This is a genomic window from Crossiella sp. CA-258035, assembly GCF_030064675.1.
Lineage (GTDB): Bacteria > Actinomycetota > Actinomycetes > Mycobacteriales > Pseudonocardiaceae > Crossiella.
Genome location: NZ_CP116413.1, coordinates 5,551,366 through 5,566,272, shown reverse-complemented (window position 1 = coordinate 5,566,272; position 14,907 = coordinate 5,551,366). Strand labels below are relative to the sequence as shown.

General features: G+C 72.9%; 15 protein-coding genes. 10 read left to right on the top strand and 5 right to left on the bottom strand.

What is annotated here, in order from left to right:
• Positions 1-186 precede the first annotated feature (186 nt).
• The 3 genes from N8J89_RS25455 to N8J89_RS25445 are packed head-to-tail and all read left to right on the top strand — an operon-like array spanning position 187 to position 2,590.
• Positions 187-1,365, top strand: coding sequence for a PA2928 family protein (locus tag N8J89_RS25455; protein ID WP_283659528.1), 1,179 nt, complete (start codon positions 187-189; stop codon positions 1,363-1,365).
• Positions 1,366-1,382: 17 nt separating this feature from the next.
• The gene (locus N8J89_RS25450; RefSeq protein ID WP_283659527.1) at positions 1,383-2,159 is read left to right on the top strand and encodes a hypothetical protein; all 777 of its coding nucleotides are present in this window, start codon (positions 1,383-1,385) and stop codon (positions 2,157-2,159) included.
• Positions 2,156-2,590: a hypothetical protein gene (locus N8J89_RS25445; protein WP_283659526.1), complete on the top strand. Its 435-nt coding sequence runs from the start codon at positions 2,156-2,158 to the stop codon at positions 2,588-2,590. The genes N8J89_RS25450 and N8J89_RS25445 overlap by 4 nt, the downstream gene beginning before the upstream one ends.
• Before the next feature lie 16 nt (positions 2,591-2,606).
• On the opposite strand, the gene N8J89_RS25440 is transcribed toward N8J89_RS25445, so the two are convergent.
• Positions 2,607-4,262: an FAD-binding dehydrogenase gene (locus N8J89_RS25440; protein WP_283666245.1), complete on the bottom strand. Its 1,656-nt coding sequence runs from the start codon at positions 4,260-4,262 to the stop codon at positions 2,607-2,609.
• A gap of 293 nt (positions 4,263-4,555) precedes the next feature.
• On the opposite strand from N8J89_RS25440, the gene N8J89_RS25435 reads away from it, so the two are divergent.
• On the top strand, positions 4,556-5,701 hold the full coding sequence (locus N8J89_RS25435; RefSeq protein WP_283659525.1) for a PucR family transcriptional regulator: 1,146 nt from the start codon (positions 4,556-4,558) through the stop codon (positions 5,699-5,701).
• 15 nt (positions 5,702-5,716) lie between these two features.
• On the opposite strand, the gene N8J89_RS25430 is transcribed toward N8J89_RS25435, so the two are convergent.
• The 3 genes from N8J89_RS25430 to N8J89_RS25420 are packed head-to-tail and all read right to left on the bottom strand — an operon-like array spanning position 5,717 to position 8,360.
• Positions 5,717-6,322 (bottom strand): response regulator transcription factor, encoded by a 606-nt coding sequence (locus tag N8J89_RS25430; protein ID WP_283659524.1) that lies wholly within the window; start codon positions 6,320-6,322, stop codon positions 5,717-5,719.
• Positions 6,319-7,410, bottom strand: a complete 1,092-nt coding sequence (locus N8J89_RS25425) for a sensor histidine kinase (protein ID WP_283659523.1) — start codon at positions 7,408-7,410, stop codon at positions 6,319-6,321. Before N8J89_RS25425 ends, N8J89_RS25430 begins: the two co-directional genes overlap by 4 nt.
• Positions 7,407-8,360: a hypothetical protein gene (locus N8J89_RS25420; protein ID WP_283659522.1), complete on the bottom strand. Its 954-nt coding sequence runs from the start codon at positions 8,358-8,360 to the stop codon at positions 7,407-7,409. Before N8J89_RS25420 ends, N8J89_RS25425 begins: the two co-directional genes overlap by 4 nt.
• A 141-nt stretch (positions 8,361-8,501) precedes the next feature.
• On the opposite strand from N8J89_RS25420, the gene N8J89_RS25415 reads away from it, so the two are divergent.
• The 6 genes from N8J89_RS25415 (at position 8,502) to N8J89_RS25390 (ending at position 13,712) form a co-directional block, all read left to right on the top strand.
• On the top strand, positions 8,502-8,930 hold the full coding sequence (locus N8J89_RS25415; RefSeq protein WP_283659521.1) for an SRPBCC family protein: 429 nt from the start codon (positions 8,502-8,504) through the stop codon (positions 8,928-8,930).
• A gap of 118 nt (positions 8,931-9,048) precedes the next feature.
• A complete protein-coding gene (locus N8J89_RS25410; RefSeq protein WP_283659520.1) occupies positions 9,049-9,942 on the top strand; it encodes a siderophore-interacting protein in 894 nt (297 codons plus the stop codon).
• Positions 9,942-10,937, top strand: a complete 996-nt coding sequence (locus tag N8J89_RS25405; protein ID WP_283659519.1) for an ABC transporter substrate-binding protein — start codon at positions 9,942-9,944, stop codon at positions 10,935-10,937. Before N8J89_RS25410 ends, N8J89_RS25405 begins: the two co-directional genes overlap by 1 nt.
• Positions 10,937-11,914, top strand: a complete 978-nt coding sequence (locus N8J89_RS25400; protein WP_283659518.1) for a FecCD family ABC transporter permease — start codon at positions 10,937-10,939, stop codon at positions 11,912-11,914. The genes N8J89_RS25405 and N8J89_RS25400 overlap by 1 nt, the downstream gene beginning before the upstream one ends.
• Positions 11,911-12,939: a FecCD family ABC transporter permease gene (locus N8J89_RS25395; protein WP_283659517.1), complete on the top strand. Its 1,029-nt coding sequence runs from the start codon at positions 11,911-11,913 to the stop codon at positions 12,937-12,939. The genes N8J89_RS25400 and N8J89_RS25395 overlap by 4 nt, the downstream gene beginning before the upstream one ends.
• Entirely contained in the window at positions 12,936-13,712 is a 777-nt protein-coding gene (locus tag N8J89_RS25390) for an ABC transporter ATP-binding protein (RefSeq protein ID WP_283659516.1), read from the top strand. The genes N8J89_RS25395 and N8J89_RS25390 overlap by 4 nt, the downstream gene beginning before the upstream one ends.
• Here the strand turns inward: N8J89_RS25390 and N8J89_RS25385 are convergent.
• Positions 13,707-14,849, bottom strand: coding sequence for an erythromycin esterase family protein (locus N8J89_RS25385; protein ID WP_283659515.1), 1,143 nt, complete (start codon positions 14,847-14,849; stop codon positions 13,707-13,709). The two genes, N8J89_RS25390 and N8J89_RS25385, sit on opposite strands and share 6 nt — an antisense overlap.
• Positions 14,850-14,907 lie beyond the last annotated feature (58 nt).

Below are 14,907 nucleotides of genomic sequence, written 5' to 3'. Positions count from 1 at the left end.
GGACTCCAGGTGAGCCGACGAGAGCAAACCTGGCAGGGTGCGGCCCCGCGCGCCCGGTCCTAGCAGGTCAGGACCGCCTGAACTGCTGATCATGCCTACCCGGTCGGGTGAACGCCGGGCCGGAAGTTGTGATCGGTAGGCGCGGGTCCCACCAGAGGCTTCTCCCATGTCGAGAGGAGCAGTCCGATGAAGGACCTCAGCCAGACCGGTTACGTGTGGGCGGAGCCCGGCCCTTACGAGGTGCGCCGCAGGCCCCGCGGCCAGCTGCGGCTGCGGCTGCCGTGGCTGCTGGCGGCCGCGCCGTTGGCGTTCGTGTTGTTCATGGTCTTCGGCTTCTCCTACCTGGTCTCCCCGGAGCCGGACGTGACCTTGAAGCCGGGCGCGGGTTTCGCCACCGTGGGCGGCGCAGAGGTCGCCCTGGTGCCCTACCAGCGTTCCGGCAAGCGGGGCATGGTCCAGATGATCACCCAGGACATGTTCCAGGCGCGGCTGGCCGCGGTGGAGCTGGCCACCGGACGCGCGCTGTGGGACGTGCAGCTCTCCGACCGGCTGAGCTGGCCGGTCCGGGTGCTCGCCGCCGGGGAACGGATGGCCTACGTCAGCACGGACGAGGGCCTGGTGATCCTGGATCTTGGCAGTGGCAAGATCGAGGTTCGCGGCGGCCTGGTCCCCGGGCTGTCCCGGCCGGTGCACTCGCGGTCCGCCTACGGCTACGACCGGCGGCACCGGGCGCTGGTGGCCATGGACGCCGACGGCAGCCTGCGCACCATCGCGCTGGACGCCGCCACCGCGACCCCCGCCGCGCCGGAGGTGGCCGCGGCCTGGGCGGGCAAGCTCAGCGCCCAGCGGTCCAACACCAATGCCACCACCGCCTCGGCCACCGAAGCCCTGCTGCCCGGCCGGGAGACCGTGCAGTTGCGCGCTCGCGGGCCCGCGCCCGGCCGCACCCTGGTGCGCCGCAGCCCCGACGGCCGCACCGGAGCGGTCGGCGAGACCGTCTTCCACGAGGCCCAGCTGCCACTCACCCCGCCGCCCGGCGAGGCCGAGCCGGAGGGCTTCCCCACCGGGCCCCGCCCCGACGCCGCCGCGGGCGGGTCAGCCGGATTTGTGGTGGTGCACCACAACAAGGACGTCAACGCCAGGGACCGCGCGCTGAGCGTGGTGTCCCTGGAGACCGGCCAGGTCACCGCGACCCTGCCGGTGGGCACCGGCCAGGCCCGCGCGCTGACCAGCCCCGAGCACCGCACCCTGCTCTACGTCCGCGCCGGCGACCACGACACCGGCGAAGGGCTGTTCGTGGTCGGCCTCGACGGCCGGATCACCGTGGCCGAGTTCGGCCGCCTCGACTTCTTCGGCAACCCCTGATCCGGAAGGACATCCTCATGAAGATCATCGCCTGGCTCGTCACCCTCGTCTGCCTGGTCGTCACCGCGCTCTACCTGCACACCGGCCTCACCGGCACCGGCCCGGTGCCCTGGCTCAACGGTTTCCTGGCCGGCCCGATCTGCGGGCTTTTCGTCGCTCCCATGCTGTTCCGGATCGCCAAGCTGCTGGAGAACTCCGGCTTCGGCGGCAAGGTCCCGGCCGCCTTCCAGGGCGCGCCGATCGGGATGGGCACGGTGGTCTCGGTGTCCCGCACCGGGTTGGCCGTCAACGACCAGCCCCAGCTGCTGATCACCATGGACGTGGACACGTTGCAGGGCAACACCTTCCGCGCCGAGGCCAAGCAGCTGGTGGACCTCACCGAGATCGCCGCCGTGCAGCCCGGACGCCTGCTGCCGGTGCGCTACCTGCCCGGCACCGGCCGGGTGGCGCTGGCCACCGACGCGCCGCCGCAGGAGCTCCAGCACGCGCTCGACCAGATCCGCCTGGCCAAGGGCCTGATCACGCCGCGGCAGCTGCTGATCTCCCAGCAGGGCGTGGAAAGCCGGGCCGTGGTGCTGAGCATGGCGCCCACCGGCGAGCTGCGCGGGGACCGGGCGGTGGTCGCGCTGCGGCTGCGGGTGACCCGGCCCGACGGCAGCACCTTCGACCTGGACCAGGAGAAGGCGCTGGAGCCGGGCCTGGTGGCGCAGGTGCAGCCGGGTGCGGTGGCGCGGGTGCGCTACCTCGCCCAGGACGAGTCCGAGGTGGTCGTCCTCGCCGCCCTCCAGTCATGAAGCGGGCACTGGCGGTGCTGGTCGGGCTCACCGCGGTGGTGCTGGTCTTCCGCGGCTGCGACCACCACCTCCAGGGCTTGGGGGCCACCGTGCACGCGTACTTCCGCGCGGTGGGCGCCGGCGATCCGGCGGCGGCCTGCCGGGTGCTCACCGGAGCCGCGCTGGCCAAGCTCCAGGACCGGCTCAACGTGCCCGGCTGCGAGCAGGCGGTGGCGCGGCTGGCCGCCGGGCTCACCGAGGAGCAGCGCGCGATCCTCCGGGCGCGGGTCGAGGTGCTGGAGTACCGGTCGGCGATCGAGCTCGACTTCAGCTCCCGCATCGAGGTCACCATGGCCGGCAACCCGTTGGGGCAGGAGCTGTTCGTGCTGGGCGAGGTCGACGGGCGGGAGCAGATCGTGGACTGGGGCCGGGATGTCCGGCGGCTCTCCTGACATCCCGGCCCGGGGCTCAGCCCTCCCTGGCCGCGGCGCGCCCGGCCTGCCTGCCGGAGAACAGGCAGCCGCCGAGGAAGGTGCCTTCCAGCGCCCGGTACCCGTGCACCCCGCCGCCGCCGAACCCGGCGACCTCGCCCGCGGCGTACAGGCCGGGGATGGGCTGGCCGTTGGCGCCGAGCACCCGGCCGGAGAGGTCGGTCTGCAGGCCGCCGAGGGTCTTGCGGGTGAGGATGTTCATCCGGATCGCGATCAGCGGGCCCGCCGCGGGGTCGAGGATCTTGTGCAGCGGCGCGGTGCGGGCCAGGCTGTCGCCGGAGTAGGCCAGCGAGTTGCGGATGCCCATGATCTGGCTGTCCTTGGTGAACGGGTTGTCCACCTGCTGGTCCCGCAGGGTGATCTGCCTGCGCAGCCGGTCCAGGTTGATCAGGTTGGTCCCGGTCAGCCGGTTCATCCCGGCGACCAGCTCGGGCAGCCCGGTGGCGATGACGAAGTCCTCGCCCTTGTCCATGAACGCCTTCACCGGCGGCGGGGTGCTGTTGAGCAACCGGCTGGCCAGGTAGGCGACCAGGTTCTTGGCGGTCAGCTCCGGGTTCTGCTCGGAGCCGGAGAGCACGAACTCCTTGTCGATGATCCGCTTGTTCAGCACGAACCAGGAGTAGTCGTGGCCGGAGCGCTTGATCAGCTCCAGCGTGCCGAGGGTGTCGTAGCTGGGCATGCCGGGAGCCGGGAAGCGCTGTCCGGTGGCGTCCACCCACAGCGAGGACGGCGCGGCCAGCACCCGGATCCCGTGCTGCGGCCAGATCGGGGTGTGGTTGGCCATGCCCTCGGTGTAGTGCCACATGCGGTCGCGGTTGACGATCCGCGCGCCGGCCTGCTCGCTGATGCCCAGCATGCGGCCGTCCACGTGCGCGGGCACGCCGGTGATCATGCGGACCGGCGGCTTGCCCAGGCGGCTCGGCCAGTGCCGCCGCACCAGGTCCTGGTTGCCGCCGATGCCGCCGGAGGTGACGATGACCATCGGCGCGCGCAGCTCGAAGTCGCCGACCTTGACCCGGGAGCTGGGCGTGCCGCGGGCGGCGGTGCTGGCCTGGAGCACGCTGCCGCGCACGCCGGTGACCGCGCCGCCCTCCCGGATCAGCGCGTCGACCTGGTGGCGGAAGCGGAAGTAGACCTTGCCCTTGGCGTGCTGGTCGCGCACCAGCTTCTCGAACGGCTCCATCACCCCCGGCCCGGTGCCCAGGGTCAGGTGGAAGCGGGGCACCGAGTTGCCCGGCCCGTCGGCCAGCATCCCGCCGCGCTCGGCCCAGCCGACGATGGGCACCCACCGGACGCCGAGGCCGTACAACCAGTTCCGCTTCTCCCCGGCGGCGAACTCCAGGTAGGCCTCGGCCCATTTCGAGGCCCAGTAGTCCTCGCCGAGCGGGTTGTGCACGTCCCGGTCGAAGCCTGCCGTGGTGAACCAGTCGTTGCGGGCCAGCTCCAGGGAGTCCTTGATCCCGGCCAGCCGCTGCTCGGGGGAGTCGACGAAGAACAGCCCGCCGAGGGACCAGAACGCCTGACCACCCAGGCTCGCCTCGGGTTCCTGGTCCAGCAACAGGACCCGCTTGCCCGCGGCGGCCAGCTCGGCGGTCGCGACCAGTCCGGCCAGGCCCGCGCCGACCACGATCACGTCCGCGTCCGCACTGGGACCGGCCACGGCATTGGCTTGGCCCGCACCGAGAGTGCCGACGGCCAGGGCGCTGCCCGCGGTCAGCAGGGTGCGCCTGCTGAACCCGGCGCCGGTGTCCTCTGGGGAGGGGAGCACGCTGAACACACCTTTCCTCGTCGAAGGGGGTGTCGACGCGCGCTGTTACGCTCGCGTGACCACAGGTAACCAGTTGTGGCCTGGCCGGAGGTAGGGTCGTCCGGCCAAACGCCGCAGATCCCGTTGTGTGCTCGCCACAACGACTTTCGGAGGGTGCCGTGCCCACTGGGATGGCCGAGGCGGTGCTGCGGGCGCTGGCCACGATCGCCGCCGACGACCAGGTGGTGGCCAGGGTGACCGCGGCCGCGCGCACCCATTCCCCCGAGGTGGCCCGGCTGCCGGAGGAGGAGAACCGGCGGCACATCGCCACCCTGCTCGCCGAGGGCATCGCGCACCTGGAGCGCGGCGACCCGCACGAGGAAGGGGAGTTCAGCGCGGCGCAGGCGCTGGGCGCGGACCGTGCCGCGCAGGGCGTGTCCATCGGCGGCCTGCTGCGCGGGGTGCACGCCGGTCGCACCGAGCTGATCAGGGCCAGTGTGGAGCTGGCCAGGGGCATCGGCGCCGACGACGCGACCATCCTGGACTTCGTGGTGGACCTGGACCACTACATCGGCGCGGTGGAGCGCAACATCATCAGCGGCTACCACACCGCGGAGCTCCAGCTCTCCCGCACCACCCGCGACCTGAACACCCAGGTGCTGCGCCGGTTGCTGGTGCCGGACAACGACTTCCCGGACCCGGCCGAGCTGGAAAGGGCCGGGCTGCGGCCCGCCGAGCGCTACCACTGCGTGGTCTCCGACGTCACCGATCCCAGCCGCGCCAGGGCATTGGAACAGCGCCTGCTCGCCTTCGGCGGCGTCTACGGGCTGGTCGAGGGACGGCTGGCCGGGCTGGCCCAGCAGCCGCCGTCCTGGCCGGCGGACGACGGACCGCTGCTGGTGGCCGCGCCCGCCACCGCGCTGACCGCGCTGCGCGAGGTCTATCCGATGTGCGTGCAGGCGCTGGCGGTCGCGAGCGGGGGCGGGGGCGTGCGGCTGCTCACCGACCTGGCCGCGGAGACCGCGCTGGCCGCCTACCCGGTGCTGGCGCGGACCCTGGCCGAGGAGCTGCTGCGGCCGCTGGACCCGCACAGCACCTTCCACCAGGAGATCGCCGCGACCGCGTTGTGCTACCTCGACCACGGCCGCAGGCTGACCGCCACGGCCACCGCCCTGCACATCCACGCCAACACCGTGCGCTACCGGCTGGACCGGCTGGCCGAGCTGACCGACCTCGACCTCAGCGAGGCCCCGCCGGCCGGGCGCTCACACGTGCTCACCACAGTGCACACCTGGTGGGCGCTGCGCACCTGGCTCGAAGACTGAGGCGGTTCACCCGGCTCAGATCCACCCCGCGTCCCTGGCGATCCGGATGGCGTCGATGCGGTTGCGCGCGCCGACCTTGCTGATCGCGTTGGACAGGTAGTTGCGCACCGTGGCCGGGGACAGCGACAGGGTGCGGCCGATCTCCTCGGTGGAGTCGCCGCTGACCGCGGTGCGCAGCACCTCGGTCTCGCGCGCGGTCAGCGGGCTGGCCCCGGTCTCCAGCGCGGCGGCCACCAGGTCCGGGTCCAGCACCCGCTCACCCCGGTGCACCCGGCGGATCCCGTCGGCCAGGTGCTGGGCCGGTGCGTCCTTGACGATGAACCCGCGCACCCCGGCGGTCAAGGCACGCAACAGGTTTCCCGGCTGGCTCAAGCCGGTGAGGATCAGCGTGCGGCACTCCGGCAGCTCGCGGTGCAGCAGTTCAGCCGCGCTCAGGCCGTCCATCCCGGGCAGGTCGATGTCCAGCACCGCCACGTCCGGGCTCGACTCCCTTGCCGCGGCGAGGATTCCGTCTCCCCGGTCCAGCTGGGCGACCACGGTGAAGTCGGCCTCCATGGTCAGCAGCGCGGTGAGTGCGCCCCGGATCAGGTGCATGTCCTCGGCGATCAGGATGCGGATCACGGGGCCTCCACGGGTAGTTCGAGCACGAGCCGGTACTCGCCGTCCCGGCACTCCGTGCGCAACCGTCCGCCATGGGCGCGGGCGCGCTGGCGCAGGCCGGTGAGGCCGTTGCCGTCCGGGCCGGGGGAGTCCGCGCCGTCGTTGACCACCTCAAGGCGGCCGGGGCGGACGGTGATGGTCGCGGTACTGGCGTGGCTGTGCCGCACCAGGTTGGTGACCGCCTCGCGCAGGGTCCAGGCCAGCACCTCCTCGTGCGCGGCCGGTGCCAGCACGTCGATCCGCGGCCGGATGTCCGCCGCGCGCAACAGCGACTCGGCCGCGGCCAGCTCCCCGGCGAAGCTCGGCGTGTGCTCGCCCCGGCTGATCTCGCGCAGGCTGCGCAACGCGGAACCGGCCACCTCCGCCATCCCGGCCACCTCGGCCCGCGCGGCCGGCGGGTCGGTGGTGAGCAGGCGCAGCGCCAGGTCGCCCTTGAGCGAGAACGCGGACAGGCTCTGCCCCAACAGGTCGTGCAGGTCGCGGGAGATGCGCAGCCGCTCCCGGTTGACCGCCAGCTCGGCCAGCTCGCGGCGGTTGGCGGCCAGCTCGTCCATGATCCGCACCACCCTGGCGCCGCCGTAGAGGGTGAGCGAGAAGCCGACCGCGGTGGCCACCCCCTGCACCGACTGGAACAGCGCCAGCGGCTTGCCGGCGCTGAGCGCGTAGTAGACCCACCAGCCGAGCCCGCCCAGCACCACGAGCGCGAACCAGGCCAGCGCGGCCCGCCTGCGCAGCACCATCAGCGCGGAGGCGGCCACCGCCTGGTTCACGTTGAGCCCCCAGGTCCAGGTGAACCACAGCTGCGGCACCGCGACCAGCGCCACCAGCAGCGCGAAGGTCCACTTCCCGTGCTTGGGCGTCTCCCCGCGCATCACGGCCAGGCTGTGCCGCAGTTGCAGGGCCAGGATCGCCGCGCCGAAGAGCAGGCCGGTGCCCGCGCCCTGCGGCGGTTCGTGCCGGGCGCCGAAGGTGACGAACAGCGGTCCGATGGAGAGCAGGATGACGTGCACCGCGATCACCAGCACCCGCAGGTAGCGGACCGGGATCATCCGGTCACCGCCAGCGAACCGTTGGCGCGCACGGTGATCACGCACTCCGCGACCGGCGGCCCGGCCAGCACCGCGGCCAGTTCCGCGCGCAGCCGGACCAGCTCCGCCTCCGCCGGTTCGGGCAGCGGGCCCTCGGGCAGCGCCAGCCGGGCCGGGATGCCCGCCGCGGCCAGCAGCGCGACCGCGGTGTCCAGCTCCGCGCGCAGCGGGCCGCGCCGGTAGCGGCTGACCAACCGCCTGGCCCCGGCCAGCGACTGCCGGGACACCCCGGCCAGCTCGCGGATGCGCACCGCCGCGGCAGGGGTGTCCGCGCCGACCAGCAGGCTGGCCGCGGCCGCGCCCTCGGCCAGCCGGGCCAGCGGCGCGCCCAGCGACGCGGTGATCTCCGCGCCTGCCCTGGCCCGCTCGGCCAGCACCGCCTCGGCGGCCAGCTCCGCCCTGCTGTCCCGCAGCCGCACCACCGCGACCAGCAACCAGATCAGCACCGCCGCGCTGAGCCCGATCATCGGACCGCCGAGACCGAAGAACAGCACGTGGTCCGGGCGGCCCATGACCAGCGGCAGCGCTACCAGCGCCGCGGCCAGCAGCGCGGCGGCCAGCAGCGACCACGGCGGCCGGAGCAGCACCAGCACCAGGGTGATCAGCAGGTAGTAGGAGGTCAGCCAGTCCAGCCCGATCACCGCGGTCGCGCCGAGCACCACCAGCGCGACGTAGCCGAGCAGCAGCCCGGCGTGCCGGCGCCGCCGCCCGCCGGTCGCGGCGTAGAGCAGCACGCAGGCCGGCGGCAGGAACAGCAGCGTGGCCACCGCCGCCTGCCCGGTGTGGCCCGGTTCGACCGGCGTCAGTTCCAGGCGCACCAGGGACATCAGCGGGATGTGCGCCAGGAACGCGACCAGCCCGATCCGGGCGGCGAGCAGCCAGCGCGGTGGCACGTCGAGGGAGTCCGGCACGGGTGCACGGTAAACGACCGGCGCGGTTCACAGCCGCCGATCGTGCCCGCCGGAACTTGTCAGTGACCAGATGCGGATGTCACACGGCTCCGGTGATTTCGCGCTCTGCCCGCCGCGGTCCGGAGTGGACAGGCTGTGGCCATGGCTGAAACCACAACGGAAACCCGGATCGAGATCAACCGTGTGCTGCCCGGCACCAGGGCGCGCATCTACCAGGCATGGACCGACGTCGAGCTGTTCGTGCAGTGGTACGGCACCGACCCCGAGCGCACCACCCTGGACGCCCGGCCCGGCGGCAAGTGGCGCGGTGTGCTGGTCTACGAGGGCCAGGAAATGACCTTCTCCGGCGAGTTCGTCGAGCTGGTGCCGGACAGCAGGGTGGTGCTGACCCTGACCGACCAGGCGGACGGCTCCGGCCCGCACGCGCTGATCACGGTCGCGCTGACCGAGGTCGAGGGCGGCACGAACGTGCAGTTCACCCAGGTAGGGCCGCTGCCGGAGGAGTACCTGGAGGCGACCACCGCGGGCTGGCAGGGCTACCTGGACGAGCTGGCGAAGGTGACCGGCTGAGAGCAGGGGAGGGGCGGGGGTGGTCTAGACCGCCCCCGCTTCCGCATGCTTAGGCGAGGCTAACCTATGCTGCGACCGTTGGGTCAGGGCCGCCGCCCTGGTGACTGGGGAGTTCGCAGTGGAAAAAGTAGATCATCGGCATCGGCATCGGCACCGGGAACGGATCGCCGAGGTCAGGGCCGGGACCAGCGCGGAGAAGGTGCCCTACCCGATCCGCATCCGGCAGGCCGAGGTGCGCGCGGTCCGCCCGGTCGGCGCGGGCCTGGTCCGGGTGACCCTGGGCGGTCCCGGCACCGAGGGCTTCGAGGCGCACGCGCCGGACGAGCACGTGAAGCTGATCTTCCCGGAGCCGGACGGCTCGCTGCGCCTGCCCGAGCCCAACGGCCTCATGCTGCGCTGGCCCCGGCCCGCGCCGACCTCCCGCGAGTACACCGTGCGCCGCTACGACCCGGCCACCGGCGAGCTCGACCTGGACATCGCCCTGCACGAGAGCGGCCTCGGCGCGGACTGGGCCCGCACCGTCCAGCCCGGCGAGCCGGTGCACGTGGCCGGTCCGCCCGGCGGCCGGATCGTGCCGCACACCTTCGACCGCTACCTGCTCGCCGGGGACCTCACCGCGCTGCCCGCGATCGCCCGCTGGCTGGAGGAGCTGCCGCGCACCGCGAAGGGCTGGGCCTTCATCGAGGTCGCCGACGCCACCGAGGAGATCGAACTCTCCGCGCCCGAGGGCGTCGAGGTGCGCTGGCTGCACCGGGGGGCGCTGCCGCCGGGCACCGCCGGACTGCTCGCGCCCGCTGTCCAGCAGGTCAGCCTGCCCGAGGGCGAACGGATCCACGTCTGGGTCGCCGGGGAGGCCGGGGAGATCAAGCCGCTGCGCCGCTGGGTCAAGGAGCTGGGGCTGGGCAAGGGTGAGCAGGACATCACCGGCTACTGGAAGCGCGGCGAGGCCGACTTCGACGAGGACCACGAGCACGACCACGAGCACACCGCCGCCGGAAACGAGGAACGCTGATGTCCGCCCGCCGCCCCCTGCGCCTGCTCGGCGCGCTCACCCTCACCCTGGCGCTCGCGGTCACCGGCTGCGGCTCGGGCGAGTCCGGCAAGGAGAACGCCGGTGGCACCAGGGTGGTCAAGGCCGACAACGGCGACATCACCATCCCGGCCAAGCCGCAGCGGGTGATCGCCACCGGCTACGCGGTTCCCGCGCTGATCGAGGCGGGCGCGCCGCTGGTGGGCATCTCCACCTGGGCCCGCGGCCTGCCGCTGATGACGCCGGAGGACCGCAAGACCTACGACGGCCTGAAGAAGGTCGCCGGCGAGCAGGCCAAGGAGACCAACTACGAGGCCATCGCCAACGCCCAGCCCGACCTGATCGTGATCGGCGTGCCCGCCCCGGTGCTCGGCGACATCGACGTGGCCCGGCTCAAGACCGTGGCCCCGGTGGTCGCGATCGGCCCGACCGTGCCGTCGGCCTGGCGTGAGCTCTCCCGCCGCCAGGCCGAGGCGGCCGGTGTGTCGGCCAAGTTCGACGACGCCAAGAACAAGTACGACGCCAAGGCCGCCGAGCTGAAAGCCAAGTACCAGGCCGTGCTGCCCAAGCTCAAGCTCGGCCACCTCGGCGCCTACGGCGAGGTCGCCAAGGGCCAGTTCCACCACGAGTTCAACGGCTCCTGGGGCACCAACATCGCCCAGGACATCGGCGCGAACTACTACGGCGAGGTGAAGCAGAAGGGCAGCGGCTCCAAGGCCGTCGCCGAGTACTCCTCCATCGAGGAGCTGACCGCCGCCTACGCCGAGGCCGACGCGATCACCTACTCGGTCAAGCCGGACGGCTCGGTGCCCGCGCCGGTGCAGTACGTGCTGGACTCCGAGCTGTGGAAGAACCTGCCCGCGGTCAAGGCGGGCAAGACCTTCCCGTTCCGCTACACCGAGGCGGCCACCTACTCCTCGGCGCTGACCACCCTGGGCGCGATCGACACCGCGTTCGCCCCGCTGCTGGCCGGGTGATGGGGCGGCAGCTCTGGGTGCTGGCCGGTGGGCTGGCGCTGCTCGCGGTGGCCGTGGTGGTCAGCATCGGCGTCGGCGCCAACCCGGTCGCGCCCGGTGAGGTGGTGCGCGCGCTGGTGTCCTACAACGGATCCAGCGACCACCTGATCGTCTGGGACATCCGGGTGCCGCGCGCGCTGCTGGCCATCGGGGTGGGCGCGGCGCTGGCCACCGCGGGCGCGGTGATCCAGACCCTGTCCCGCAACCCGCTGGCCGAACCCGGCATCCTCGGCGTCACCGCGGGCGCGGGTTTCGCCATCACCGTCGGCTCCGCGCTGGGCCTGGCCGCCGCCCAGGGCGAGCAGCTCGGGCTGGCCATGCTCGGCGCGGTGCTGGCCGCGCTGGTGGTCTACTCGGTCGGGCACCGCTCGCCGCTGCGGCTGGTGCTCACCGGGGTGGCGCTGACCGCGGTGCTCACCGGCGTCTCCCTCGGCCTGCGGCTGATGTCGCCGGAAGTGCTGGACCAGTACCGGTTCTGGTCGGTCGGCTCGCTGGCCGGGCGGGAGCGGCTCTCCCTGGCGCTGCCCATGGCGGCCATCGGGATCGCGCTGCTGGGCACCCTGCTGCTGAGCCGTTCGCTCGGCGCGGTCACCCTCGGCGAGACGGTGGCGCGCGCGCTCGGCGTGCGGGTGGCCAGGGTCCGGCTGCTGGCGCTGGTGCTGATCACCGTGCTGGTCGGCGCGGCCACCGCGGTGGCCGGACCGATCATCTTCGTCGGGCTGATGGTGCCGCACCTGGCCCGGCGGCTGGCCGACGGCTCGGTCCCCTGGCTGCTCGGCCACACCATGGTGCTCGGCCCGGTGCTGCTGCTCCTCGCGGACACCCTGTCCCGGGTGCTGCTGGTCACCGGCGAGGTGCCGGTGGCCATCGTGACCGCCTTCCTGGGCGGCCCGGTGCTGATCTGGGCGGTCCGGCGCTACGGGGCGGACTCGTTGTGAGCGGCCCGGTGACCTTCGCCCTGCCGCGCGGCGGGAAGACACTCCGGGTCGAGCGCCGGACGCTGGTGGTGGTGCTCGCGCTGGTGGTGGCGATGCTCGGACTCGGCCTGCTCGGGCTGTGCCTGGGCGCGTCCTGGTCCAGCCCGGCCCAGGTGTTCGCCGCGCTGGCCGGAACGGGCGATTCCATTGTGGTCATCAGGGATTGGCGGTTGCCGAGGGTGCTGGCGGCGCTGGTGTTCGGGGCCGCGCTCGGCCTGGCCGGGGCGATCTTCCAGAACATCACCCGCAACCCGATGGGCAGCCCGGACGTGCTCGGCCTGGACAGCGGCGCCTACACCGGCGCGCTGTTCGCGATCACCGTGCTGGCCGGCACCTCGGCGCAGCGCGCGGTGAGCGCGGTCTGCGGCGCGCTGCTGGTGGCCGGGCTGATCTACCTGCTGGCCAGCCGGGGCGGGCTGTCCGGGCTGCGGCTGGTGGTGATCGGCGTGGCGATGAACGCGATGGCGGCGGCGCTGAACTCCTGGATCGTGCTGCGCGCCGAACTGGAGGTCGCCATCGCCGCGGTCGGCTGGCACGCCGGTTCGCTCAACGGCATCGGCTGGCCGCAGGTGTGGCTGCCGTTCGCGGTGATCGCGGTGCTGGTCGCGGTGCTGGCCACCCAGTCGCATGCCTTGCAGCAGCACGCGTTGGGCGCGGACCTGGCGGCCACCACCGGCGTCGGGGTGTCCCGGCTGCGGCTGCTGGTGGTGCTCATCGGAGTGGGTTGCACGGCAACGGTGTCCGCGGTGGCCGGGCCGATCGTGTTCATCGCGCTGGCCGCCCCGCAGATCGGGCGCAGGCTGGCCCGCTCACCCGGCGTGCCGCTGCTGCCCGCCGCGCTGACCGGCGCGGTGCTGCTGCTCGGCGCGGACCTGCTCGCCCAACTGCTGCTGGCCCCGGTCGCGCTGCCGGTCGGCGTGCTCAGCAGCGCGATCGGCGGCTGCTACTTGATCTGGCTGCTCACCAGGGAGGTGAGGCGCGCGTGACCGCACGCCTGCACGCACGGGAACTCACCCTTCGCTACGGCGAGCGGGTCGTCTCCACCCGGCTGGACCTGGACATCCCGGACGGGAAGTTCACCGCGATCGTGGGCCCCAACGCCTGCGGCAAGTCCACCCTGCTGCGCGCCTTCGTCCGGCTGCTCCGCCCGGCCGGGGGCGCGGTGCGCCTGGACGACCGCGAGGTGGGCGCCTACCCGGCCAAGGCGCTGGCCCGTTCACTCGGCTTCCTGCCGCAGGACCCGGTGACCCCGGAGAACATCAAGGTCCGCCAGCTGGTCGCCCGGGGCCGTTTCCCGCACCAGTCCCTGCTGTCCACCTGGTCCACAGCGGACGATCGGGCGGTGGCGGAAGCGATGGCCGCCGCCGGGGTGGCCGAGCTGGCCGAACGGGGAGTGCACGAGCTCTCCGGCGGCCAGCGGCAGCGGGTGTGGGTGGCCCTGGTGCTCGCCCAGCAGACGCCCTACCTGCTGCTGGACGAGCCCACGTCCTTCCTGGACATCACCCACCAGTACCAGCTGCTCACCCTGCTGGCCCGGCTGCGGGAGGAGGGCCGGACCATCGTGGCGGTGCTGCACGACATCAACCAGGCCTGCCGCTACGCCGACCACCTGGTGGCGATGAAGGAGGGCAGGGTGGTCGCCGAGGGCGCCCCGGCCGAGGTGGTGGACAGCGCGCTGCTCAAGGAGGTCTTCGACCTGCCCAGCATCGTGGTGCCGGACCCGGTGACCGGCACCCCGATGGTGGTCCCGACGCTATGACCCGATGGCGGCGCCGTCGCTGACGTGCAGCACCGCGGCGGCGCCGCCCAGGTTGAACTCATCCAGCGGGAAGTAGCCCTGCTGCGGCGTCATGTCGCTGCGGACCTCCGCCGGTGCGATCGCCTCGGCCTTGGTCAGGCCCCAGGTGGCGAACCGCTCCTGCAGTTCGGCCTCGTAGGTGTCCGGGTGCGGCTCGCCGAGGCCGAGCTTCGCGCTGCGGCCCAGGCTCCCGGCGATGAAGGTGTAGCGCTCCTGGGTCAGCGCGGCCACCATCGCCCCGGCCGACAGCCAGGAGATGGTCAACGGCCCCATCGCCATGTGGCTCTGGCGGGTCTGCAAGTGCAGGTTGTGCGCGCCGAGCAGGGTCCCGCCGCGCCGGGCCTCCAGGCCGCGGATGTCCAGGATGTTGCGCGCCATGAAGGTGTCCCTGGTGGCGCTCAGCCGGCCCCACCGCTCGTTGGACTCCAGCTGCTGCGCGGCCAGGTAGTGGTAGCGCAACAGGTCCAGACCGGCGGTGAGGTGGACCCGCGCCCGCACCCACGCCGCCCGCGAGGTCGCCGCGATCAACCCCGGGGCGCACTGGTCGAGCATGGTGAGCAGCTCGTCGGCGAGCACCCGCGCCCGCGCCGCCTCGGGGGTGGCCCCCGGCGACTGGTCGGGGTCCATCACCGCCGCGGTGTCGCTCCACTGCTCGTCCGCGCCCAGCAGACCGGCGAAGTCGAGGTCGAGTCCCAGGTAGTCGCGGGCGTGTTCGAGGAAGCGCCGGGGGCTGGGCACGCTGAAGGTCTCCATCGCGGCGTCGAAGCCGTGGAAGGCCAGCCGGTCCGCCGGTGGCCTGCCCTCGTTGTACTCGCGCATCCAGGCCACCAGCTCCCGGTTGGCCGCCAGCTCACCGAAGTTGTGCGTGAAGCCCTCCGCCAGCACCGAATCGAGGGTGCCGACGCCCTCCTGGACGAAGTCGTTGACCGCGAGGGCGGCCACCCGGCAGGTCTCCAGCGCGATCGAGCGGAAGCCGTGCGCGGCCAGCTGGGCGAACAGCTCGTTGCGCAGGTGCCCGAAGGCCGGTTCCTGGTGGGTCGGCTCGCCCAGCGCCACCAGCTCGGCCGTGGTCACGAAGTCTCGAATGTCCTGACTCATAGGTCTCAATCGTAACTTTGAAAGACCGGTTGAAACTTCCAGCGCGCTGGCCTCAGCG